This window comes from Microbacterium sp. PF5, from assembly GCF_004794315.1.
GTDB classification, from domain to species: Bacteria; Actinomycetota; Actinomycetes; order Actinomycetales; family Microbacteriaceae; genus Microbacterium; species Microbacterium sufflavum.
The window spans coordinates 1-21843 of the sequence record NZ_SSDQ01000123.1 but is presented as its reverse complement, the minus strand read 5'-3'; the positions used below and the strand labels follow the sequence as shown (position 1 = coordinate 21843).

18 protein-coding genes, 1 tRNA gene and 1 pseudogene are annotated in these 21843 nt (G+C 70.3%); 8 read left to right on the top strand and 12 right to left on the bottom strand.

All coding sequences use genetic code 11. From position 1 onward, the window contains the following. The first annotated feature begins 200 nt into the window (after positions 1 to 200). The gene (gene acs / locus DW297_RS10705) at positions 201 to 2168 is read left to right on the top strand and encodes an acetate--CoA ligase (protein ID WP_136032166.1); all 1968 of its coding nucleotides are present in this window, start codon (positions 201 to 203) and stop codon (positions 2166 to 2168) included. 53 nt (positions 2169 to 2221) lie between these two features. Here the strand turns inward: acs and DW297_RS10700 are convergent, their stop codons facing one another. Both DW297_RS10700 and DW297_RS10695 read right to left on the bottom strand, forming a co-directional pair. Further along, on the bottom strand, positions 2222 to 2680 hold the full coding sequence (locus DW297_RS10700) for a RidA family protein (protein WP_136032164.1): 459 nt from the start codon (positions 2678 to 2680) through the stop codon (positions 2222 to 2224). Then, a complete protein-coding gene (locus DW297_RS10695) occupies positions 2677 to 2901 on the bottom strand; it encodes a hypothetical protein (protein WP_136032162.1) in 225 nt (74 codons plus the stop codon). The genes DW297_RS10700 and DW297_RS10695 overlap by 4 nt, the downstream gene beginning before the upstream one ends. A gap of 87 nt (positions 2902 to 2988) precedes the next feature. Between DW297_RS10695 and DW297_RS10690 the strand changes: the two genes are divergently transcribed. The 6 genes from DW297_RS10690 to DW297_RS10665 all read left to right on the top strand — a co-directional run bounded on the left by DW297_RS10690 (position 2989) and on the right by DW297_RS10665 (position 8829). Next, positions 2989 to 5562 carry a transglycosylase domain-containing protein gene (locus DW297_RS10690; protein WP_240744587.1) on the top strand — a complete coding sequence of 858 codons (2574 nt, stop codon included), beginning with the start codon at positions 2989 to 2991 and terminating at the stop codon, positions 5560 to 5562. After that, the gene (locus tag DW297_RS10685) at positions 5553 to 6494 is read left to right on the top strand and encodes a metallophosphoesterase (RefSeq protein ID WP_136032160.1); all 942 of its coding nucleotides are present in this window, start codon (positions 5553 to 5555) and stop codon (positions 6492 to 6494) included. The genes DW297_RS10690 and DW297_RS10685 overlap by 10 nt, the downstream gene beginning before the upstream one ends. A 56-nt stretch (positions 6495 to 6550) precedes the next feature. Then, positions 6551 to 6627: transfer RNA gene (locus DW297_RS10680), tRNA-Pro, on the top strand. A 67-nt stretch (positions 6628 to 6694) separates the two neighbouring features. Next, positions 6695 to 7171: a VanZ family protein gene (locus tag DW297_RS10675; RefSeq protein WP_136032158.1), complete on the top strand. Its 477-nt coding sequence runs from the start codon at positions 6695 to 6697 to the stop codon at positions 7169 to 7171. Continuing rightward, entirely contained in the window at positions 7168 to 7935 is a 768-nt protein-coding gene (locus DW297_RS10670) for an HAD-IIB family hydrolase (protein WP_136032156.1), read from the top strand. The genes DW297_RS10675 and DW297_RS10670 overlap by 4 nt, the downstream gene beginning before the upstream one ends. A gap of 51 nt (positions 7936 to 7986) precedes the next feature. Beyond that, positions 7987 to 8829, top strand: coding sequence for a DUF1295 domain-containing protein (locus tag DW297_RS10665; protein WP_136032154.1), 843 nt, complete (start codon positions 7987 to 7989; stop codon positions 8827 to 8829). 20 nt (positions 8830 to 8849) lie between these two features. Here the strand turns inward: DW297_RS10665 and DW297_RS10660 are convergent, their stop codons facing one another. From DW297_RS10660 to DW297_RS10615, 10 genes are all read right to left on the bottom strand, one after another. Further along, positions 8850 to 10109, bottom strand: a complete 1260-nt coding sequence (locus DW297_RS10660) for an alpha-hydroxy acid oxidase (protein WP_136032153.1) — start codon at positions 10107 to 10109, stop codon at positions 8850 to 8852. A 10-nt stretch (positions 10110 to 10119) separates the two neighbouring features. Beyond that, positions 10120 to 10842: a FadR/GntR family transcriptional regulator gene (locus tag DW297_RS10655; RefSeq protein WP_136032151.1), complete on the bottom strand. Its 723-nt coding sequence runs from the start codon at positions 10840 to 10842 to the stop codon at positions 10120 to 10122. A 98-nt stretch (positions 10843 to 10940) separates the two neighbouring features. After that, positions 10941 to 11594: a thymidine kinase gene (locus DW297_RS10650; RefSeq protein ID WP_136032149.1), complete on the bottom strand. Its 654-nt coding sequence runs from the start codon at positions 11592 to 11594 to the stop codon at positions 10941 to 10943. Positions 11595 to 11603: 9 nt separating this feature from the next. Further along, a complete protein-coding gene (gene mqo / locus DW297_RS10645) occupies positions 11604 to 13034 on the bottom strand; it encodes a malate dehydrogenase (quinone) (RefSeq protein ID WP_240744588.1) in 1431 nt (476 codons plus the stop codon). Positions 13035 to 13187: 153 nt separating this feature from the next. Continuing rightward, complete coding sequence (locus tag DW297_RS10640) at positions 13188 to 16115, bottom strand: fibrinogen-like YCDxxxxGGGW domain-containing protein (protein ID WP_136032145.1); 2928 nt, start codon at positions 16113 to 16115, stop codon at positions 13188 to 13190. Between the two features lie 320 nt (positions 16116 to 16435). Next, positions 16436 to 17506: an aspartate-semialdehyde dehydrogenase gene (locus DW297_RS10635; RefSeq protein ID WP_136032143.1), complete on the bottom strand. Its 1071-nt coding sequence runs from the start codon at positions 17504 to 17506 to the stop codon at positions 16436 to 16438. Between the two features lie 179 nt (positions 17507 to 17685). Further along, a complete protein-coding gene (locus tag DW297_RS10630; protein WP_136032141.1) occupies positions 17686 to 18972 on the bottom strand; it encodes an aspartate kinase in 1287 nt (428 codons plus the stop codon). A gap of 126 nt (positions 18973 to 19098) precedes the next feature. Continuing rightward, positions 19099 to 20028 carry a DMT family transporter gene (locus DW297_RS10625; RefSeq protein WP_136032139.1) on the bottom strand — a complete coding sequence of 310 codons (930 nt, stop codon included), beginning with the start codon at positions 20026 to 20028 and terminating at the stop codon, positions 19099 to 19101. After that, a complete protein-coding gene (gene recR, locus DW297_RS10620) occupies positions 20025 to 20618 on the bottom strand; it encodes a recombination mediator RecR (protein WP_136032137.1) in 594 nt (197 codons plus the stop codon). The genes DW297_RS10625 and recR overlap by 4 nt, the downstream gene beginning before the upstream one ends. Then, positions 20618 to 21475 carry a hypothetical protein gene (locus tag DW297_RS10615; protein WP_136032135.1) on the bottom strand — a complete coding sequence of 286 codons (858 nt, stop codon included), beginning with the start codon at positions 21473 to 21475 and terminating at the stop codon, positions 20618 to 20620. Before DW297_RS10615 ends, recR begins: the two co-directional genes overlap by 1 nt. Between DW297_RS10615 and DW297_RS10610 the strand changes: the two are divergent. Beyond that, positions 21444 to 21843: pseudogene (locus tag DW297_RS10610) on the top strand (hypothetical protein); the annotation flags it as partial. The gene DW297_RS10615 and the pseudogene DW297_RS10610 overlap by 32 nt on opposite strands.

Genomic DNA, 21843 nt, shown 5'->3' with positions numbered 1-21843 from the left:
CGGGCGCGCCAAGGCCGGAATGAGATTTCGGCTGTCGTCGAGTGTACGCAAGGCGACCGTCCTGACAAAACCAGCGCCACTACCGACTTTCGGCAGTACTCGAGGGCGTGGCACGCCGATAGATTCGCCCTGACCTGGTCGCGCCTCCCCCCGTGCGACCACGCCTGCATGACCCGTATGCCGCAAAGGAGCGCCTGCCGATGAGCAGCCAGATCGACCACCTTCTCGACGAGACCCGGAGATTCCCGCCATCGGAGGAGTTCGCGGCGCAGTCCGTCGCGTCACAGGAACTGTACGAGCGCGCCGCGGCGGATCGCGAAGGCTTCTGGGCCGAGCAGTCGCGCGATCTCATCCACTGGCACACGCCGTTCACCCAGGTCCTCGACTGGAACAACCCGCCCTTCGCCAAGTGGTTCGACGACGGCGAGCTCAACGTCGCCTATAACTGCCTGGACCGTCATGTCGAGGCCGGCAACGGCGACCGCGTCGCCCTGCACTGGGAGGGCGAGCCCGGCGACAGTCGTCGCATCACGTACGCCGAGCTGACCGAGGAGGTCAAGCGCGTCGCGAACGTGCTGGAGGGACTCGGCGTCGGTCACGGCGATCGCGTCGCCATCTACCTGCCGATGATCCCCGAGGCGATCGCCGCGATGCTCGCGGTCGCACGTGTCGGCGCCATCCACTCCGTCGTGTTCGGCGGATTCAGTGCCGACAGCCTCCGCTCCCGCATCGACGACGCCGGAGCCAAGCTCGTCATCACGGCCGACGGCGGCTACCGCAAGGGCCGCGTCTCGGCGCTCAAGCCCGCCGTGGACCAGGCTCTGGCCGACCGCGGCGACGGCGAGCAGCAGACCGTCGAGCACGTCCTCGTCGTTCGTCGTGGCGAGAACGAGGTGGACTGGACGGACGGGCGCGACATCTGGTGGCACGACGTCGTCCCGGCGGCCTCCGCCGAGCACACGGCTCAGGCCTTCCCCGCCGAGAACCCGCTCTTCATCCTCTACACCTCCGGAACCACGGGGAAGCCGAAGGGCATCCTGCACACCTCCGGTGGCTACCTCACGCAGGCCGCGTACTCCCACAAGTACGTGTTCGACCTCAAGCCCGAGACCGACGTGTATTGGTGCACCGCCGACATCGGGTGGATCACGGGGCACAGCTATGTGACGTACGGCCCGCTGGCCAACGGTGCCACCCAGGTGCTGTACGAAGGCACGCCCGACACGCCGCACCCCGGACGCTGGTGGGAGATCATCGAGAAGTACAAGGTCTCCATCTTCTACACGGCCCCGACGGCGATCCGGTCGTTCATGAAGGTCGGCCGCAGCGTCCCGCAGAAGTTCGACCTGTCGTCGCTGCGAGTGCTCGGATCGGTCGGCGAGCCCATCAACCCCGAGGCGTGGATGTGGTACCGCGAGGTCATCGGCGCGGGCAAGACCCCGATCGTCGACACGTGGTGGCAGACCGAGACGGGCGCCATCATGGTGTCGGCGCTCCCCGGCGTCACCGCCACGAAGCCCGGCTCGGCGCAGGTCCCCCTCCCCGGGATCACCCTCGACGTGGTGGACGAGCAGGGCGTCGAGGTCGGCAACGGCAACGGCGGACTGCTCGTGATCACCGAGCCGTGGCCGAGCATGCTGCGCGGCATCTGGGGCGACCCGGAACGCTTCCGCGAGACCTACTGGGAGAAGTTCGAGAAGCAGGGCTACTACTTCGCGGGTGACGGTGCACGGCTCGACGAGGACGGCGACCTCTGGCTGCTCGGCCGTGTCGACGACGTCATGAACGTGTCGGGCCACCGGCTGTCGACGGCGGAGATCGAGTCCTCGCTCGTGGCGCACGAGGCCACAGCGGAGGCCGCGGTGGTCGGGGCGTCCGACGAGACCACGGGCCAGGCGGTGGTGGCGTTCGTCATCATCAAGGAGAGCTATCTCGCCGCCCACGACCCGGCGGGGCTCGCGCAGCAGCTCCGGCTCTGGGTCGGCGAACAGATCGGTGCCATCGCGCGCCCTCGAGATGTGTACATCGTCGGGGAGCTGCCCAAGACCCGCTCGGGCAAGATCATGCGGCGTCTGCTGCGCGATGTGGCCGAGGGCCGCGAGGTCGGCGACACGACGACCCTGGCCGACACCGCGGTCATGAGCATCATCTCCGCGCAGGTGAAGTAGCCCGCAGACGACGAACGCCCCCTCCCGTCGGAGGGGGCGTTCGCGTGTCGGGGTCAGGCGAGGCGGAACGTCACCTCGACCTCGACCGGGCTGCCGAGCGGGAGCTCGGCGACGCCGACGGCCGCGCGCGCGTGACGGCCCTCGTCACCGAAGATCTCACCGAGCACCTCGCTCGCGCCGTTGATGACGCCGGGCTGGCCGGTGAAGCCCTCGGCTGAACCGACGAAGCCGCCCACCCGCACGACACCGGCGATGCGGTCGACCCCGCCCGCGACGTCGGCGGCCGCGGCCAGCGCGTTGAGGGCACACGTCCGCGCGAAGGCCTTGGCGTCCTCCGCGGAGACCTCGGCGCCGACCTTGCCCACCGCGGGCAGGGCGCCGTCGACGAACGGGAGCTGGCCGGATGTGTAGATGAGCCCGCCGTGGGCGACCGCCGGGACATAGGCGGCGACGGGAGCGGCGACGGCGGGGAGCTCGATGCCGAGCTCGGCGAGGCGCGCGGAGACGCTCATGCCTGACCCCCCTCGAACTGACGCGCGGCTTCGGCGGCGGCGGCGAGGCCCGCGTTCGCGGAGCCGTCGGTGGTCACCGGGCGCTTGAAGTACGCCACGAGGCCGCCTTCCGGTCCCTGCACCACCTGGACGAGCTCCCAGCCCTGCTTGCCCCAGTTGTTGAGGATCGCGGCGGTGTTGTGGATCAGCAGCGGCGTGGTCAGGTACTCCCACGTGGTCATGGCTCTCCTGTCGATCGGGACGCGAACAGGCCGAGCGGGCGTGTTCGTCAGAGGGTGTATTCAGGGAACTCCCCTACGATCAAGCGTATGCCCCACAAGAATCGCACGGTGAAGGGCGTGCTCGGCGGTCTCGTCGGGCTCGTCGGACTGAGCGCCGTCGCCGGTCTGCTCGTCACCGCCAGCGTCACCCCCGTCCTCGCGATGACGGGAGTCGCCGGCACCACGGCACTGACGCTCTTCGACAAGCTCCCCGAGAACCTCAGCCCCGGCACGCCGATGGAGCAGTCGACGATCTACGCCACCCAGCCCGACGGCACGCCGGTCGCCCTCGCGTCGTTCTATGAGCAGAACCGCGTCCCCGTCACGTACGAGCAGATCAGCCCGGTGCTCTACGACGCGATCCTCTCCAGTGAGGACAAGAGCTTCTACAGCCACGGCGGAGTGAATCTGGGCGCCACCATGAAGGCGCTGATCGACAACGTCCGCGGCACATCCAGCCGCGGCGCCTCGACCATCAGCCAGCAGTTCGTGAAGAACGTGCTGATCCAGCAGTGCGAGCAGGACGTGGACACCACGTCGGACACGTACTCCGAGGAGCTCCAGCAGTGCTGGCTGGACGCGACGAACGCGGTCGGCAGCAAGGGCATCGAGCGCAAGCTGCAGGAGATGCGCTACGCGATCCAGATCGAGAAGGACTTCTCGAAGAACGACATCCTGCTGGGCTACCTGAACATCGCGAACTTCGGTGGCACGGTCTACGGCATCGAGGCCGCCGCCCGGTACTACTTCTCCACGACGGCGATGAACCTGACGGTCGCGCAGGCCGCGACGCTCGCCGGCATCGTGCAGAACCCCAACACGTACCGGATCGACAAGCCGGTGGAGGGCACGTACACCGACGATGCTCAGGTCGGACACAACAACGCCGCCGACGGCTACGCGGACACCCTCAAGCGCCGCGACTACGTGCTCTACCGCATGCTCGACGACGGCAAGATCACCCAGGCCCAGTACGACGAGGCGAAGGCCTCCCCGATCGTTCCTGCGATCAACCCGCCGACGCAGGGCTGTGCGGCTGCCGGCACGAACGCCTACTTCTGCCAGTACGTGCGCTCGATCGTCCTGAACGACGAGGCGTTCGGCGCCACGCCGCAGGAGCGGCGCGACCTGCTGCGCCGCGGCGGTCTGAAGATCTTCACGTCGCTGGACTACCGCATCCAGAACCCGGCGGCGCAGGAGATGGCCGACATCGTCCCGGCCAACTACGACGGCATGCACTTCGGTGCCGCGGGTGTGTCCATCGAGGTTGGCACCGGCCGGATCCTCTCGATGACCCAGAACACGATGTTCACCGAGACCCCGACCACCGATCCCGCCTACACCTCTCTCGTGTTCGCGGGCGACCGCAAGCACGGAGACTCCAACGGCTTCCAGGTGGGCTCGACCTACAAGCTGTTCACGCTGATCGACTGGCTCGAGAAGGGTCATTCGGTGCGCGAGACCCTGAACGGCCGCGTGCAGACCAACATGAAGTTCACCGCGGCCTCGTGCGGTGGGGGCACCATGGTCGCGAACACCAAGGAGATCGGCAACTTCGGCGGCGGCGGCGGCTCGACCGACACCGTGCTGAACTTCACGAAGAACTCGCTCAACAGCGGGTACTTCGCGATGGCCTCCAAGCTCGACCTCTGCGACATCAACAAGGTGGCCGACCGCCTGGGCGTCACGCTGGCCAACGGCGGCAAGACCACCGATGAGAACGTGCCGTACGACGTGCTCGGCGCGAAGAACATCTCGCCCATCGCGATGGCCAACGCCTACGCCACGGTCGCGAGCGGCGGCACCTACTGCACGCCGCGGGCGATCGACCGCGTGATCGGTCCGGACGGCAAGGACCGTGAGCTGCCCGCGTCGTCGTGCACCCCCGGCGTGATCTCTCCCGAGGTCGCAGCCACGGCCGCCTACGCGCTGCAAACCGTCATGGGCGGCGGCGGCACCGGCTCGCGGGCGAACCCGGGCGACGGCACCCCGCTGATCGGCAAGACCGGAACGCACAACACGTGGTCGACCATGATGATCGAGTCGAGCACGAAGGTCGCGACGGCCGTGTGGGCGGGACGCTGGCAGGGCCAGGAGAACATCTACCGGAAGAGCTACGGTCGCTGGAACCTCAACGACATGCGCTACCCGCTGGCCCGCGCCGCGCAGGCGGCCGCGAACGAGGCCTACGGCGGCGACCGCTTCCCCCAGCCGGACAACAACCTGATCCGTCAGGAGCTCAAGGCCGTTCCGAGCGTGGTCGGCATGTCGCAGGACCAGGCGCGCTCGACCCTCGAGAACGCGGGCTTCCAGGTGGCGATCGGCGGAGAGGTGGACAGCGACCTCGCGGCCGGCCTCGTCGCGGCACAGGACCCGACGGGCGAGGCTGCGACGGCTGCCACCGTGACCCTCTCGATCAGCAACGGCCGTGGTGCCGTGGTGCCGTCGAACATCGTCGGGATGTCGCGAGACCAGGCGGACGCCGCACTCAAGGCGGCTCGAGTCGCGTCCTACGAGTTCGACAATTCGTGCAACCCGCCGGGGTCTGCGGTCGCGGTGACCAATCCGGCGCCGGGCACTCCTGTCAACAGCAGCACCACCGTGGTCGTGACGTGCCAGTAGGTTCGTCGCGCTCGGCTCATCCGGCCCTCATCGCGCTCGGCGCGGTGGGGGCCGTGGGCGCCGCCGCCGCGGTGTGGGGCGTGGGCATCGAACGTTACCTCTTCACCGTGCGCGAGGTGTCCGCCTCGGCGTTCGCCCCCGGCACCCCTCCCCTGCGCATCCTGCACGTGTCCGATGCGCACATGGCCCCGTGGCAGCACCGCAAGCAGGACTGGCTCGCGTCGCTCGCGCAGCTGCGGCCCGACCTGATCGTGAACACCGGCGACAACCTGGGTCACGAGCGCGGACTCGAGGGGATCCGCCGCGCGTTCGCCCCGTTCGCCGGCATCCCCGGGGTCTTCGTGCACGGCTCGAACGACGTGAACGGCCCCGCGCCGCGCAATCCGCTGCGCTACTTCTCCGGACCCTCGCGGCGCCACCGCGAGCCGACCGTGCTCGACACGGAGTCGATGGACCGCTTCTTCACGGACGAGCTCGGCTGGACCGACCTCAACAATCGCGCGGCGCGACTGACCCTGCGCGGCACCGCCGTCGACCTGTTCGGCGTGGACGACGCACACCGCGACTGGGACCGCCTCGACGCGCTCCCCTCGGCCATCGAGGGCCTGGGCCCGCGCGAGCCCGGAACGGCGGTGCTGGGCGTCACGCACGCGCCGTATCAGCGCGTGCTCAACGGTTTCGTCGACCTCGGCGCCGACGCCATCCTCGGCGGTCACACGCACGGTGGGCAGGTCTGCCTCCCCGGCTACGGCGCGCTCGTGGCGAACTGCGACATCCCGCTGAAGCAGGCCAAGGGACTCAGCACCTGGACGCACGACGGCCGCAGCGTCCCGCTGAACGTGAGCGCCGGCTGCGGGCACTCGATCTACGCGCCCGTGCGTTTCGCGTGCCGCCCGGAGGCGACGCTGCTCACGCTGATCCCCCACTCGTGATCACCGCCCCGATTGGGCGCTCAGGGGATTTCCCTGTAGACTCGGAGGGTTGCAAACGGGGTGTGGCGCAGCTTGGTAGCGCGCTTCGTTCGGGACGAAGAGGTCGCAGGTTCAAATCCTGTCACCCCGACCAGTGACACCGGAAGGCCGCCCCCACGGGCGGCCTTCTCTGTATCGGAGAGCGTGCGAAAGGGGACCGCATGGGGACGCTCCTGCCTCCGCCGCGTCGCGCCACCCGCATCTGGGCGCTCGCCCTCGGCGTCCCGTTCCTCGCGGGGCTCGCCCTGCTCACGCTCACGCCGTCCCGGGTCGAGCATGCGGTCCCGAATCTGCTCGACGTGATCGTGTCGCTCACCCACCGGCTCGGCTGGACCGCACTGACGTTCACGCGGCTGGAAGTTCTGTCGAACATCGCGGTCTTCGTGCCCCTCGGCGTCCTCGCGTTCCTGCTCCTCCCCCGCCGTGTGTGGCCGCTGTCGCTGCTGGTCGGACCGGCACTTTCTCTCGCGATCGAGACCGCGCAGCACCTCGCCCTGCCCCACCGCGATGCGACGATGAACGACGTGCTGGCCAACTCCACCGGGGCCACCCTGGGCGTGGCCCTCGCCCTCCTGTGCACGCTGCTCGCAGCTCCACGCTCTTCACGGCTGCGACCTCCTAGGCTGGAGGCATCATGACCTCGCCCGCACTCGTCGCCTTCGACCTCGATGACACCCTCGCCCCCTCTAAGGGCCCGATCGACCCGCGGATCTCCGGCCTCCTGCGCGAGCTTCTCCGCAGCGTCGACGTCGCCATCATCTCCGGGGGCAACGAGCCCCAGTTCCGCACACAGGTGATCGCCCAGCTCGCCGATGCCGACGCCGCAGCTCTCGCCCGGCTGCACCTGCTGCCGACCTGCGGCACCCGCTACCTGCGCCACGACGGCGCCGACTTCGCGCCGGTGTACGCGCACGACCTGAGCGACGACGAGAAGGCGTCCGCTCTCACGGCGCTCCGCGAGGAGGCGGAGCGGCTCGGCCTGTGGGAGACCGACCCCTGGGGCGACATCCTGGAGGACCGCGGCTCGCAGATCACGTTCTCCGCGCTCGGGCAGCGGGCTCCGCGGGAGGCCAAGCACGCGTGGGATCCGTCCGGCAGCAAGCGCGCGGCCCTGCGCGACGCGGTCGCCGCCCGACTCCCCGGGCTCGAGGTGCGCTCGGGGGGCTCCACCTCGATCGACATCACCCGCGCCGGGATTGACAAGGCGTTCGGCATGAGGCAGCTCTCCGCGCACACGGGCATCCCGTTGGACGCGATGCTGTTCTACGGCGACCGGCTCGACGAGGGCGGCAACGACTACCCGGTCCTCGCGATCGGGGTCCCGTCGATCGCCGTCGAGGGCTGGGAGGACACCGCCACCCGCCTCGAAGCCCTGCTGCCCACCCTCACGTCGCGCGTCTGAGGCGGCGGCCGGTGCCGGACACCCGGCCTGGCTTGGCTCTAGCATGGCGTCATGGATGCCCTGCAGATCGTCGTCCTCGTCGCAGCGCTGGCCAGCCTCGTGTGCTGGATCCTGTCGCTGATCACCCGTGACACGTCGTGGGTCGACCGCGCGTGGTCGATCGTCCCCGTCGTCTATGTCTGGATCTTCGTGGCCGGCGCCTTCACCGCCGACGCCGGATCAGCGCGCATCGTGCTGATGGGGATCCTGGTGACGGCCTGGGGCGCGCGGCTCACGTTCAACTTCGCCCGCAAGGGCGGCTACACCGGCATGGAGGACTACCGCTGGGCGATCCTGCGGAAGCGGATGCGCCCGTGGCAGTTCCAGGTGTTCAATCTGCTGTTCATCATCGGGTACCAGATGACCCTGCTCGTGTTGATCACCCTTCCGGCACGGCTGGCCGCCCAGCACCCCACCGCGTTGACCGGGTGGGACGCGTTGTTCACGATCGCATTCCTCGGGTTCCTGGTCGGCGAGACGGTCGCCGACCAGCAGCAGTGGAACTTCCACCAGCGCAAGAAGCAGGCTGGCGGTGACCTCGCGCCCGGCTTCGCGACGACCGGGCTGTTCCGCTACAGCCGACACCCCAACTTCTTCTTCGAACAGGCGCAGTGGTGGGCGTTCTACGCGCTGGGCGCGACCGCGGCCGCCACCGCGGGGGCCGGGGTGCTCGGGGGCGTGCTGAACCCCACGATCGTCGGCGCCGCGCTCCTGACGGTGCTGTTCCTCGGCTCGACGATTTTCACGGAGTCGATCACCGCGTCGAAGTACCCCGCATACGCCGACTACCGGCAGACCACGTCGATGCTCGTGCCGTGGCCACCGCGGCGCCGCGCCGTGGCCCCGCAGTCGTAGCGGAACCCGGCACGGCGACGTCAGCGGACGACGGCCCCCGCGGCGTCGCGCGCGACAGGCACCAGACGCGTCAGCTGCGTGACGTGGGCCGGCTCGAGCTCCGCCAGCGACGCGACGCCGAGGAGACGCATGGTCCGCTCGATCTCACTGCGCAGGATCGCGATCGTCCGGTCGACGCCCTGGCGGCCGCCCGCCATCAGGCCGTAGAGGTACGCGCGGCCGATCAGCGTGAAGTCCGCCCCGAGCGCGACCGAGGCCACGATGTCGGCGCCGTTCATGATGCCGGTGTCGATCATGACGGTGAAGTCGTCGCCCACGGCCCGGCGCACCTGGGGCAGCAGGTGGAACGGGATCGGCGCGCGGTCGAGCTGACGACCGCCGTGGTTCGACAGCACGATGCCGTCGACACCGGCGTCGCGCAGTCGCACGGAGTCCTCGACGTTCTGCACGCCCTTGATCACGATGCGACCGGGCCAGATGTCACGGATCACCGCGAGATCGTCATAGCTGATCGTGGGGTCCATCGCGGCGTCGAGCAGCTCGCCGACCGTGCCGCCGGTGGAGCTCAGCGACGCGAACTCCAGCTTGGGCGTGGTCAGGAAGTCGAACCACCACCAGGGCCGCGGGATCGCGTTGACGATCGTGCCAAGCGTGAGCTGCGGCGGGATGCTGAAGCCGTTGCGCTTGTCGCGCAGCCGGGCACCGGCGACCGGGGTGTCCACCGTGAACTGCAGCGTGTCGAAGCCCGCGGCGGCGGCACGGCGTGCCAGCTCGTACGAGATCTCGCGGTCGCGCATGACGTAGAGCTGGAACCAGTTGCGCCCGTGCGGGTTCGCGGCCTTGACCCCCTCGATCGAGGTCGTACCGAGCGTGGACAGCGTGAACGGGATGCCCGCCGCGGCCGCAGCGCCGGCACCGGCGACCTCCCCCTCGGTCTGCATGAGCCGCGTGAACCCGGTCGGAGCGATGCCGAACGGCAGCGCGGACGGCCCGCCGAGGATCTCGACCGTCGTGTCGACATCCGGCGCGGGCTTGAGGATGCCGGGGTGGAACTCCACGTCCTGGAACGCCTGGCGGGCGCGGCTCAGCGACAGCTCGCCCTCCGCCGCGCCATCGGTGTAGTCGAACGCCGCCTTGGGCGTGCGGCGCTTCGCGATCGTACGGAGGTCGTCGATCGTGAGAGCCGCGTCGAGCCGGCGCTTGCGGCCGTCGAGCTCGGGCTTCTTGAACTTCATGAGCTCCAACAGCTCGGCGGGGTTGGGGAGCTGGCGCTGGACCATGGCGTGCCTCTCAGTCGTGGGGGTGGATGTCGCGGGTGAGCCCCGCGGACGTGTAGTAGCCGGTGATGTGGGCGCGGACCAGCGCGCGGGCGGCCTCCGCATCGCCCGCGTCGATCGCGGCGACGAGGGCGTGGTGTTCGGCGCGCAGCCGTGTCGCCATCGTGTCCCAGTCGGGGATCGCGGCGGCTCCGGCGCGCACATACGACTCGATCGACGACCGCAGCCCCGCCATCATCGCGGCGATGACCGTGTTGCCACTGCCCTCGGCGAGCGACAGGTGCAGCTGGGCGTCCAGGGCGAGGAACTCGGACGGGGTCAAGCCCGCGGCGTCCATCGCGTGCAGCAGCTCGTGGGCCTTCGCGGTGTCGCCGCCGCCTCCGGACGCCAGGGCCGCGACGACCGCGTCCTCCAGCACCAGGCGGGTGCGCACCACATCGTCGAGCGGGAAGCCCTGCGCCGCGACCTGCAGCCGCAGCAGCGCGGACATGCCCCCGGTCGGCGTCGCGATCACGATCGCTCCCGCCTGCGGGCCCGATCCGGTCGCGGTGCGGATGAGGCCGAGCACCTCGAGCACGCGGAAGGCTTCGCGCACGCTGGAGCGTCCGACACCCAGGTCGCTCGCCAGGTCGCGCTCCGACGGCAGCCGGTCGCCGGGGCCGAGGCGTCCGTCGAGGAGGTCGCGCTCGATGTGCTCGAGCACGAGTCGCCATGCTCGCGCCGGCTGCTCCGCCATCCCGCCTCCTGTGGTCTGACCACAGCGTACCCCGTGTGGTCAGACCACGCAAAGCCGCCCGCCTCGCGAGGAGACGGGCGGCAGCGAGAGCGATCAGGTCACCCCAGGCGCCCGCCCGACTCCTCCAGGTAGCAGGTGCCGCACAGCGACTCGTAGGTGGTGAGCTCGGGCGACGCGGAGCCGTCCGCGCCCTCGTCGATCGCGACCTGATCTCCGTCGAACACGAAGCGTCCGCCGACGACGCGGCCGTTGAACACCGCCTTGCGCCCGCAGCGGCAGATGGTCTTGAGCTCCTCCAGCGAGTGCGCGATCGCCAGCAGCCGCGCGGAGCCGGGGAACGCGTGGGTGAGGAAGTCGTTGCGGATGCCGTAGGCCATCACGGGGATGCCGTCTTCCACCGCGACCCGGAACAGGTCGTCGATCTGGGAGGCCGTGAGGAACTGCGCCTCGTCTACCAGCAGGCACGCCACGTCGATCGGGGCCGTCGGCAGCAGCTCCTCCTCGGTGGAGCGCCGCATGCGCGTACGATGCTCTGCGAACAGCGCCCGCGCGTCGTCCTCCGGCCCGATCAGGAAGTCCACCTGCCGCGTGACGCCGAGGCGGCTCTCGATCTCCGCCGCGCCCTTGGTGTCGATCGCGGGCTTGGCGAGCAGCACGTGCTGGCCCCGCTCCTCATAGTTGTAGGCAGCCTGCAGCAGGGCGGTCGACTTGCCCGAGTTCATCGCGCCGTAGCGGAAGTAGAGCTTCGCCACGGTCCGGTCTCAGGCGTTGATGCCGAGGGCGGCGGCGGTCGCCGCCGTGGACTCCTCCGCGAGCGCCGGATCGGCGTTGAGCTTCTGGCCGAAGGTCGGGATCAGCTCGCGCAGCCGCGGCTCCCACGCCGGGAACTCGCCCGGGAAGCACTTCTTGAGCAGATCGAGCATGATCGGCACGGCCGTGGAAGCCCCCGGAGAGGCGCCGAGCAGCCCCGCGATCGAGCCGTCGCCGGCGGCGACCACCTCGGTGCCGAACTGCAGCACGCCGCCCTTCTTCGCATCCTTCTTCATGACCTGCGCGCGCTGACCGGCGTTGATGAGCGTCCAGTCCTCGTCCTTCGCGGTGGGCATGAACGTGCGCAGGCTGTCGACCTTCTTGCGGTGGTTCTTCATCAGCTCGCTGATCAGGTAGGTGATCAGATCGGGGTTCGCGAACGCCACCCGCAGCATCGGCCACAGGTTGTGCGCGCGCACCTGCGTCACGATGTCGAGCATGGAGCCGTTCTTGAGGAACTTCGGGCTGAAGGTCGCGAACGGGCCGAACATCAGCGACGCCTCGCCGTCGACCACGCGGGTGTCGAGGTGCGGCACCGACATCGGCGGCGCACCGACGGACGCCTGCGAGTACACCTTCGCCTTGTGCTGAGCGACGATCTTCGGGTTCGTGGTCTTGAGGAACTGCCCACCGATCGGGAAGACGCCGTAGCCCTTGATCTCCGGGATGCCCGACCGCTGGAGCAGCTTGAGCGCCCAGCCACCCGCCCCGACGAACACGAACTTCGCCTTGATCTGGTTGGGCGTGCGCCCCACCGTGGTGCGGTAGTTGAGGAGCCAGGTGCCGTCCTTCTGGCGCTTGAGAGACTTCACCTCGTGGTTCGTGCGCACCGAGACGCCGGACTTGCGGAGGTGATCGAACAGCTGGTGCGTCAGGGCGCCGAAGTCGACGTCGGTGCCCGCGGGCACCCGGGTGGCGGCGAAGGGCTCGCCCTTGCGTCGCTTCTGCATCAGCAGCGGCGCCCAGGTGTTGATGACGCGGGAGTCCTCGCTGTACTCGATGCCCGCGAACAGCGGCTGCTTCTTGAGCACCTCGTAGCGGTTCCTGAGGTACGCCACGTCTTTCTCGCCGCGCACGAACGTCATGTGCGGGGTCGCGTTGATGAACGTCGACGGCGCGTCCAGCACACCCTTCTCGACGAGCGACGACCAGAACTGCCGGCTCTGCTGGAACTGCTCGTTGATCGACACGGCCTTCGCGGGGTCGAGCGGAGCATCGCCCTGCTGCGGCATGTAGTTGAGCTCGCAGAGCGCGGCGTGCCCGGTGCCCGCGTTGTTCCAGGGATTGGAGCTCTCCTGCGCCACGTCGGACAGCCGCTCGAAGGCGACGATCTTCCACTCCGGCTGCAGCTCGTGCAGCAGAGTACCCAGGGTGGCGCTCATGATGCCACCACCGATCAGCACGACATCGACGTTTTCAGTCACCCGACCAGTCTAGGGCGTGGCTCGGGGCCGATCGTCCGCCGGGCGACCCCGCTCGGGCACGCCGGAGCCCGCTCCCCCGTGCGGCGGGAGCGGGCTCGGTGTCGTCCGTTCTCAGTTGCGCGGAGCGGTGTACGTCAGGTCGAAGCTCATGTTGGCACTGCCCGGATTGTTCTCGTGCACCTCCGCCGACATGACGTTGACGCCCGGCCGGAGCAGCGACACCGGCACCGTGAAGGACACGCGACCGGCCGCCGCCTTGCCGGGTGCCACCGAGGACGACGCGAACGTCGTCTGGCGGAGGGTCGCATCGGCCGGAAGATTCGACCGCCCGATCTCCACGCCGTTGAGGTAGACGGCCACCCCGTCATCCGCGATCACCGACACGGTTCCGTCGTGCAGACCCGTCAGGTCGTCGACCGTGAAGGCGGTCCGGAAATGCGCGCTCTGCGGTTTGACCGCGAGGTCGTCCGGGTCGATGTCCGTCGCCGCCCCGGCGACCCCGCGCGCCAGCACCGCGGGGCCCGTGTGCCAGGCGGACGCGTCGAACTCCACCGTGTTCCAGTCCGCGGGGAGTGGATCGGCGGAGTACCGCCACGACCACGTCGCACCGTTGGCGATGAACGTGTCCGTCGACGGCTGCCCGGGCTGCACGGCTGCGTCCGGGGTGACGGCCTCGTCGGGCGCGACCGGAGCGGGAGCGGGGGCCGGAGCAGCGGCGTCGGCAGCCGCGGCGACACCCGCCGTGGTCGCGGAGCGGTTGCCCGCCGCATCCCGCGCCCGGACGTAGTACGTCGCAGCCTCCGACGACGCCGGCGCCGTGTAGCTCGCCGCCGTCGTCGACGCGATCACGCGGTTGCCGCGCAGCACCTCGTACGTGATAGAGCTCGAGTCCGAGACGCGGTTCCACGTCAACGTCGTCGTCCCGCCGGCCGGGGTGACCGTGAGGCCCGTCGGCACGGCGGGGGCGACGGAGTCCCTCGGAGCGAACCGCACGAAACCACCGGACCATTGCCGGGAACCACCCGCACGGACCGAGCGGGTGATGTCGCCACCCGCCCACAGCACACCCGTGCTGTCGAAGAACGAGGCCCAGGCGCCGTGCCCCTCTCGCGCCTGAAGATCGGGCGCGAACTCGTACACGTGTCGACCCGTCACCGCGTCCCAGACGCCGATCAACGACATGTCGTCGATCTCCGAGGCAGTCGTCGGCGTCTCCGGGTTCGTGTAGGCGTCTTCATACACCCAATCACCGCAGTGACACCCGGCGGCGATGAGGGTCGAGTCCGCGTTCTGGGCGATCGTCTGGAAGTCGCCGCCCTTCAGCGTGACGTTTCCACTGATCAGGCGGAAGTCGGTGCGGTCGTAGGAGAACAGGGAGTGCTGGGATCCGCCGAGCCACAGTCGACCGCCCGTCTCGGTCACCGCGTTCTGATAGACCCACCCCGTGGGCTTCCCCGCGGCGTCGTACATCGGCCTGCTGAACGTCGGCGTCCAGTGCGGCGTGACACCGGCGGCACCCGCCGTGGTCTGCAGGGCCGCAGCGCTGGTGGTCGTGATCGCCCCCTGCATCGTGAAGTAGCCGGCGAAGTACGCACGATCGCCGGCCGCCGACGCGTCCACGGACATGCTCGTGCCGTTGAGGTTGGCATTCCAGGCCGTGTCCGGCCGTCCGGTCGTGAGGTCGATCCGGCCCCCGTCCCACGCGCTCGCGCTGACGGTCGACGAGGCCGCCCGAAGGTGGGTGAACGAACCGGCGACATACAGGTAGTCCCCCTGCACGTCGAAGTCCCGCACGTACGGCACCGCCCCCGCCGCCCGATGCTCGGCGACGACCTGCGGACCGGACAGCTGCCCGGTCGCCGGGTCGAGGAAGGCGATCGCGGCCTGCGGAACGCCGTTCACCGTCGAGAACTGGCCGCCGATGGCGACCCGCCCGTCGGGAAGACCGACGATCGCCTTCACCTGCCCGTTCAGGACGGGCCGGAACGACGAGACCCACGCGCCCGTGCCGAGGGCGAACGCGGCGAGGTAGGGCTGCGCCACCTGACCGGCGCCCGCCTCCGACTGCTGGACCGTGGCGAAGTTCCCGCCGACGAACACGTTGCCGCCCGCCTCGCCGAAGGACGCCACCTCGGTGTTCGCCTCCCCGGACAGCCCGTTGGCGAGCCCGGCGACACCCCACGTCGTGGTCATGGCGTTGCTGTTGGGAATCGCGGACTGCGTGATGGCCGGAGCACCCTGGGACCCGATCGTGCCGTAGTCGAGGTCTCTGGTCATGAGCTTCGGCTGAAGGAACACCTGGGCGAAGGGGCGCGCCTTGCCCCTCGTGCCCGCCGGAGCCCACAGGTACGACGACGGGTCTTCGTTCCCCGACACCTGCGCCCCGAACGACCAGCCGTTGCGGAAGCGGTACGGCAGATCGCCCTCCTCGAAGCGGACGCGCTTGGTGCCGGTGTCGACGCCGAACACGGCCGACGTCCCGCCGCTGCCGGTGGTCTTCGACCGCTCCCCCGGGTTCTTGAAGGAGAACGACGTGAGGACGTGCCCGCCGCCCATCGTCCACACCCAGCGGTCGCGGTTGGCGAAGGAGAAGCGCACCTCCTGCCACGCCGAACCCGCCGTGTCGAGCGCGCGACGGACACGCACGCCCTCCTGCAGCGCGTCGACGCGACCGCCGTCGAGCAACCCGTCGATCGTCTTCGACGACAGCTGCGCGGGCGCGAACGCCGCAGTGCCCGCCGGGGTGTCGCGGATCTGCTCGGGTGTTCCCACACCGTTGTAGCCCTCCTTCCACCCCTCGCGGCCGCGGCCGATGAGCACCCATCCCCCTCCGCCGGTGGTCTGATCGCAATAGAACTGCTGTGGCGCCACGAGCCGCGGAGTCACCAGCCAGTACACGCCGTCCGGCGCGGTCGGATCGTTCTGCTTCACCTCCCAGCACGACGCCGCGGCCGTCTCCTGCGTCAGGCCATCGGGAGCCGCCGCCGCAGTCGCCGGCGCACCCCCGACCACCAGCGAGCCCGCGATGGTCGCCGTCACCGCGGCCACCGTCGCCAGGGCACGACGGAATCGTGCCCCCCGTGATCTCCGATCGAGACCCATTCGTCCTACCCCCAGAATCCACGCCCCTCCGCGCGCACGCGCCGCGGCGCCTGCGCCCCCGCGGAGGGACGACCAGGAGCCGCCCCGATCGGGACGGCCCGGCTAGGAGGTCTCCGTCGGGACTCGCGGATGCGCGGAGCGGCGACCTCGGCCGACTAACACGTTACCTGCCGAGCGGTTCGATCCCTGAGCATGCCGATATGCGATGACGGTCAGGTCCCGCTGTCCCCGTGGGCGGGACGGTCCCGCGCCCCGGGTCAGCGCACGGGGGCCAGGCGCTCCGCGAGCACCTCGGCGATCTGCACCGCGTTCAACGCGGCGCCCTTGCGGAGGTTGTCGTTGCTGAGGAACAGCACGAGCCCCTTGCCCTCCGGCGCGGACTGGTCGGCGCGGATGCGACCGACGAAGCTCGGGTCCTTGCCCGCGGCCTGCAGGGGCGTCGGCACCTCATCGAGCACGACCCCGGGGGCCGCGCTCAGGACCTCGCGCGCGCGTTCGGGCGTGATGTCCCGCGCGAACTCGACGTTGATCGAGAGGGAGTGACCCGTGAACACCGGCACCCGCACGCACGTCCCCGCCACGCGCAGACCCGGGAGCTCGAGGATCTTGCGGCTCTCGTTGCGGAGCTTCTTCTCCTCGTCGGTCTCGTTGTCACCGTCGTCGACGAGGTTGCCCGCGAACGGGATGACGTCGAACGCGATCGGTGCCACGTACTTCTCAGGCTCCGGGAAGTCGACGGCAGAACCGTCGTGCACCAGCTCCAGGGTGTTACCCTGAGCCAGCACGCCCTCGACCTGGCCCAGCAGCTCCTGGGCGCCGGCGAGACCGGAGCCGGAGACCGCCTGATACGTCGAGACGATGAGCCGTTCGAGCCCGGCCTCGGCGTCGAGCGCCTTGAGCACCGGCATGGCCGCCATCGTGGTGCAGTTCGGGTTGGCGATGATGCCCTTCGGACGGGCGTCGATCGCGTGCGCGTTGACCTCGCTCACCACGAGCGGGACCTCGGGGTCCATCCGCCACGCGCTCGAGTTGTCGACCACGACCGCGCCCGCCTCGGCGAACCGCGGCGCGTAGGCACGGCTCGCGGTCGCGCCGGCGGAGAACAGGGCGATGTCGATGCCCGCGGGGTCCGCCGTCTCCACGTCTTCCACGATCACGGTCGCGCCGCCGAACTCGATCGCGGTGCCCGCGGATCGCGACGACGAGAACAGGCGCAGCTCGCGGATCGGGAACGACCGCTCCGCGAGAATCTCGCGCATCACGGTGCCCACCTGGCCGGTGGCGCCGACGATGGCGACGGAGAGTCCTGAATCGGAGATGCGGGTCATGAGGTTCCTTGGCTTCGTGCGGTACGGCGTACGAGGCTTCGGGCGCGGCGACGGGATGCGGAGGCCACGCCTGGCGCCGGTGTCAGGGTTTCGGCGAGTCTACCGTGCCGACAGCGGCCGACCGCCCGCGTGACGGCGCCGTGACGACGTCGGCAGGATCCGGACGGCCGATGGCAGGATCAGCGACCGGTGCCGGCGTGGACCGTCGCCTCGGCCTCGCCGTCCAGCCCGTAGGCGGTGTGCACGGTGCGGGCCGCCTCGGCCAGGTCGTCGGCGCGCAGGACCACCGAGATGCGGATCTCCGACGTGGAGATCATCTCGATGTTGATGCCGCCCTCCGACAGCGCCTCGAACAGCGTCGCCGACACACCCGAGTGCGTGCGCATGCCCGCACCGACGACCGAGAGCTTGCCGATCTGGTCGTCGTGCACCAGGTTCAGGAAGCCGACCTCGGCCTGCTCACCCGCGAGGGCCTTCAGGGCTGCGGTGGCATCGGCCTTCGGCACCGTGAACGAGATGTCGGTGCGTCCGGTGGACGCGGCCGACACGTTCTGCACGATCATGTCGACGTTCGCGCCCGACTTCGCGACGATCTTGAAGATGTCGGCCGCCTTGCCAGGAACGTCGGGCACGCCCGCGACCGTGATCTTGGCCTGGCTGAAGTCCGTGGCGACTCCGGCGACGATGGGCTCTTCCATGGCTGCTCCCTCGGCTTCGCGAGGGTTCTTCATGCCCTCGCCCAGAACGTACGTGCCCTCGGCCGACGAGAAGGTCGACCGGGCGTGGATCAGGACACCGTGACGGCGTGCGTACTCGACCGCGCGGATGTAGAGCACCTTCGCACCGTTCGCCGCGAGCTCGAGCATCTCCTCGCTCGACACGTGGTCGAGCTTCTGCGCCCTCGGGATCACCCGCGGGTCCGCGGTGAAGATGCCGTCGACGTCGCTGTAGATCTCGCAGACGTCGGCGTCGAGCGCTGCCGCCAGGGCCACGGCCGTGGTGTCGGAGCCGCCACGGCCGAGGGTGGTGATGTCGCGGGTGTCGCGGTTGAAGCCCTGGAACCCGGCGACGATCACGATCGCGCCCTCGTCGAGCGCCTCACGGAGCCGCACCGGCGTGACGTCGACGATGCGCGCGGCGCCGTGCTGCGAGTCCGTGATCATCCCGGCCTGGCTGCCCGTGAAGGACCGCGCCTCGAAGCCCATCGAGTGGATCGCCATCGCCAGCAGCGCCATCGAGATGCGCTCACCGCTGGACAGCAGCATGTCGAGCTCGCGCGGTGCCGGGATCGGCGCCACCTCGTTGGCGAGGTCGAGCAGCTCGTCGGTCGTGTCGCCCATCGCGCTGACCGCGACCACCACGTCGTGGCCCGCACGACGGGTGTCGACGATGCGCTTGGCGACGCGCTTGATGCTCTCTGCGTTCGCGACGGACGAGCCGCCGTACTTCTGCACGATGAGGGCCACGTTCACTCCCGGGGATGACGGGCGGATCCGCCCACGCTCATTCTACGGATCGCGCACATGCCCGACCGCGCATGTGACGGACGCGGACCCTTCACCGGTTGCGCGACTCACCGCAGGGCGCGGGCGCTAGAGGGCGAGGGGCGGGGCCGGGGTGGAGGACGGCGGCGGCACGGGGCGCAGCCGGCCGCCGGTCGCGGCGAACCAGCAGCCGACGATGATCAGCGGGAAGCCGATCAGCAGACCCGGCGTGAGCGGCTCGGACAGGACGATCGCGCCCAGCACGATCGCGACCACCGGGTTGACGTACGTGAACAGCGGAGCGCGCACCGGCCCCACCTCCCGGATGAGGGCGAAGAACGCCAGGAACGCCAGCGCCGTGCAGATCACCGCCAGGGCGAGCAGAGCCCCGAGCGAGGGCAGCGTCGGCACCTCGTGCTGTGTGAGGAGACCGATCGGCAGATAGACGAGGCCGATCATCAGCAGGGACAGCGTGATGGTGCCCAGCGACGGCACGTCGGCCAGCTTTCGCGCCACGATGAAGGGCGCGATCGCGTAGAGCACCGCGACCAGCAGGACCTCACCCGCCGCCAGCAGACTCACGTCGCCGCCGAACAGACCGGGGCCGGCCACCACGATCGCGACGCCGACGAAACCCACGAGCAGACCGATGCCCCGGGCGGGGCGCAGCACGCCGCGGTCGCCGCCTCCGAGCGCGATCAGCGCCGCGAACAGCGGAACCGTCGCGACCAGGAGCCCCGTCATCCCCGACGGCAGCGTCATCTCCGCGTGACCGAGGAGCACGAAGGGCCCGGCCATCTCGACAGCGCCGAACGCGAGCACCCAGGGCCAGTGCCGGAGCGCCGCGCGCAGGGCTCCGCTGCGCAGCGCGAACGGCAGCAGCAGCAGCGCCGCGATCAGCGTGCGGCCCGCGACGATCGCCGGCGGGGAGATCGACTCCACCGCGATGCTGATGAACAGATAGGGCACGCCCCACAGCAGGGCCATGACTCCGAAGAGCAGCCAGCCCCGGCGCGTGAAGCCGGAGTGCGGGGTCACAGCACGCGCCGCCCCTCGAAGGCACGACCGAGCGTGACCTCGTCGGCGTACTCGAGGTCGCCGCCCACGGGCAGCCCCGACGCCAGGCGCGACACCGTGATCTGCATCGTGGTGAGCAGCCGGCTCAGGTAGCTCGCGGTCGCCTCGCCCTCCAGGTTGGGGTTCGTGGCGATGATGACCTCCTGCACCGTGCCGTCGGCGAGGCGCGTCATCAACTGCGCGATGCGCAGATCGTCCGGTCCGATGCCCGCGATCGGGCTGATGGCGCCGCCGAGCACGTGGTACAGGCCACGGAACTCACGCGTGCGCTCGATCGCCGCCACGTCTTTCGCATCCTCGACCACGCAGATGAGCGCCTGATTGCGACGGGGATCACGGCAGATCGCGCACCGCTCCTGCTCCGCGACGTTGCCGCAGATCTCGCAGAAGCGCACGCGCACGCGGATCTCGGTGAGCAGCTCGGCCAGCCGCGCCACGTCGAACGTGGGCGTCTGCAGGATGTGGAACGCGATGCGCTGCGCGGACTTGGGCCCGATGCCGGGAAGCCGGCCGAACTCGTCGATCAGCTCTTGGACGATGCCGTCGTACATCAGGAGAACCTCGTGGGGGGCTCGTAGGGCTCTTCGCGAAGGAACGTCGCTCCGAGCACCTGGCGGATCACGGCCTCACCGTAGCGCTGCACGCCCCCGGCGGCGGGGGTGCGCTCGACCACGACGGGCGGGGTGGCGACCGACGGAGCGGCGGCCCTGGACGGCTGCGCGGTGGGGCGCGCCGCTGGTGGGGCGGATGGGGATCGCGGCTCGTACGCCGGCTCGTACGACGGGTCGTAGGGCGGCTCGTCGTCGAAGGCGGGCGCCTCGTCGTCTCCGGGCAGCGGCGGCTCGTCGCGGTCCACGGCACCGTCGGCCGGTGGGGCGGGCGCGGACGAGGCGGCCTCGACCTCTTCGGGCTCCTCGTCGACCGCGAGCGCCGGGGCGGCGGCGGCCGGCTCCGCGGTGGGGATCGCGGCCACGGCCCACTCGGTCACGGGCGCGGCGGAGTCGCTGCGGACCTGCGGGCGGGCTCGCGCCGCTGAGGCAGGCTCCGATGCGGGTGCGGCGTCGGCGGGGGCGCTGGGCCCGGAGGATGCGGGCTGGCGCGGCGCTCCCCCCTGCGGCATCGGCGCCGGCAGATACTTCACCCGGACGCCGACCTCCTGCTCGATCGCGGAGCGCAGGTGGTCGGACGGACCGGAGCCGGGTGTGGTGCCCTTGAACTTCGCCACGTCGTGCTGGCTCGTGAACCCGAGCGTGAGCACCTCGGAGTCGGTGTCGTACGCGAGCGGCTGCACCGCGGTGGCGAGCAGCCACGACGTGCGGCTGATGCCCTCGAGCCGGGTGAGCACCGCCGGCCACGCCGCGCGGATGCGGTCGAACGTGACCGGGCCGGCGGGGGGCGGCGAAGACACGGACGGCGCCGACGCGGTGTCGTCGGCGGCGGCCGAGCCTCCGGCGTCGGAGCCCCCGGAGGCGGAGGTGGAGGCGGAGGTGGAGGTGGCGCGGTCGGGGCTCGCGGGATCGGAGGCCCGATCGGACGACACCGCCTCATTCGCCGCGGAGGACGCGGGCGCTGCGGGAGGTGCCACGGTCGAGGCGGGCGTCGGCACAGCGGGAGCCGCGGACGGTGCCGGGGCCGGTGAGGGTGCAGCGGGAGCCCCGGACGAGGCGGGCGTCGCCGACGTTCCCGGCGCGACAGACGCCTGCGCCATGGCCGGTGCGGGTGGCACGGCAGACGGTGCTGCGGCCGCGGCCGACGCGGGAGCCGCAGCCGGCGCGG

What these genes read in the sequence shown, in the direction of transcription:
- acs (WP_136032166.1), top strand. Translation starts at nt 201, where the DNA reads ATGAGCAGCCAGATCGACCACCTTCTCGACGAGACCCGGAGATTCCCG.
- DW297_RS10665 (WP_136032154.1), top strand. Translation starts at nt 7,987, where the DNA reads ATGGATGCCCTGCAGATCGTCGTCCTCGTCGCAGCGCTGGCCAGCCTC.
- DW297_RS10655 (WP_136032151.1), bottom strand. Translation starts at nt 10,842, where the DNA reads ATGGCGGAGCAGCCGGCGCGAGCATGGCGACTCGTGCTCGAGCACATC.
- DW297_RS10700 (WP_136032164.1), bottom strand. Translation starts at nt 2,680, where the DNA reads ATGAGCGTCTCCGCGCGCCTCGCCGAGCTCGGCATCGAGCTCCCCGCC.
- DW297_RS10695 (WP_136032162.1), bottom strand. Translation starts at nt 2,901, where the DNA reads ATGACCACGTGGGAGTACCTGACCACGCCGCTGCTGATCCACAACACC.
- DW297_RS10675 (WP_136032158.1), top strand. Translation starts at nt 6,695, where the DNA reads ATGGGGACGCTCCTGCCTCCGCCGCGTCGCGCCACCCGCATCTGGGCG.
- DW297_RS10690 (WP_240744587.1), top strand. Translation starts at nt 2,989, where the DNA reads ATGCCCCACAAGAATCGCACGGTGAAGGGCGTGCTCGGCGGTCTCGTC.
- mqo (WP_240744588.1), bottom strand. Translation starts at nt 13,034, where the DNA reads ATGAGCGCCACCCTGGGTACTCTGCTGCACGAGCTGCAGCCGGAGTGG.
- DW297_RS10670 (WP_136032156.1), top strand. Translation starts at nt 7,168, where the DNA reads ATGACCTCGCCCGCACTCGTCGCCTTCGACCTCGATGACACCCTCGCC.
- DW297_RS10635 (WP_136032143.1), bottom strand. Translation starts at nt 17,506, where the DNA reads ATGACCCGCATCTCCGATTCAGGACTCTCCGTCGCCATCGTCGGCGCC.
- recR (WP_136032137.1), bottom strand. Translation starts at nt 20,618, where the DNA reads ATGTACGACGGCATCGTCCAAGAGCTGATCGACGAGTTCGGCCGGCTT.
- DW297_RS10660 (WP_136032153.1), bottom strand. Translation starts at nt 10,109, where the DNA reads ATGGTCCAGCGCCAGCTCCCCAACCCCGCCGAGCTGTTGGAGCTCATG.